Origin of the sequence: Rhizobium sp. 18055 (assembly GCF_902706285.1) — a bacterium.
Classification (GTDB): Bacteria; Pseudomonadota; Alphaproteobacteria; order Rhizobiales; family Rhizobiaceae; genus Rhizobium.
Genome location: NZ_CACSKD010000085.1, coordinates 1 through 670, shown reverse-complemented (window position 1 = coordinate 670; position 670 = coordinate 1). Strand labels below are relative to the sequence as shown.

The following is a 670-nucleotide window of genomic DNA, read 5'->3' as shown; positions in this document are numbered from 1 at the left end:
GCGAACGCTGGTCGGCGCCGATGCGGCCTCTGCGCCCGTGCCCGTCACCCTCCGCACCCCGGGGTTCCGCACGCCCTGCTCCACACCCCCGCGGCGCTGGCTGCGGGGGTGTGGAGCACTCTTCGATCGGGGCGGCCATGCCGTCGTCTGCGGCCTTGGCCCTGCCCTGCCCTTCCTCGTTGTCCTCAGGAAGTTGGAATGATGGCATGCCAGCATCCATAGGGAGTGCCTTCGGCGAGCATGCATTCCATTAACGATTATTTGACACCTGTCCACGGCGCCGTGGCAGCGCCTGCGGTGCCGGCGGCCCCTAGACCGGCATCAGCCGGGCGGATTCCTGCTGCCCCACGTCCTTCAGAAAACCCCAGACCGCCTGGGTGCGCGCCTGGTATTCGCCTCCGCCGGCATGCTCATCCAGAACGTGCGTGTGAAGCGGGCTTCTCCTTCGAGCACGCGGGCGAGCAGCGGGTCGCGGTCGTCCAGGAACGCCGGCAGCACGGCGAGGCCCGCCCCGGCGCGCACGGCTTCGTACTGCGCGGTCACGCTGGTGCTGCGGAACGCGAAGCGCTCGGGCGGCACCAGCTGGTCGAGGAACTGCAGCTCCTTGGTGAACAGCAGATCGTCCACGTAGCTCACGAAGGCATGGTGGCGCAGGTCCTCGCGCCGCGTG

2 protein-coding genes are annotated in these 670 nt (G+C 69.1%); both read right to left on the bottom strand.

What is annotated here, in order from left to right:
- Positions 1 to 208 (bottom strand): hypothetical protein (locus GVL52_RS31540; RefSeq protein ID WP_210254119.1); only part of this gene is annotated, 208 nt, incomplete at its 3' end.
- Positions 209 to 354: 146 nt separating this feature from the next.
- A partial coding sequence (locus tag GVL52_RS31535; RefSeq protein ID WP_244619324.1) for a LysR substrate-binding domain-containing protein occupies positions 355 to 670 on the bottom strand: 316 nt, incomplete at its 5' end.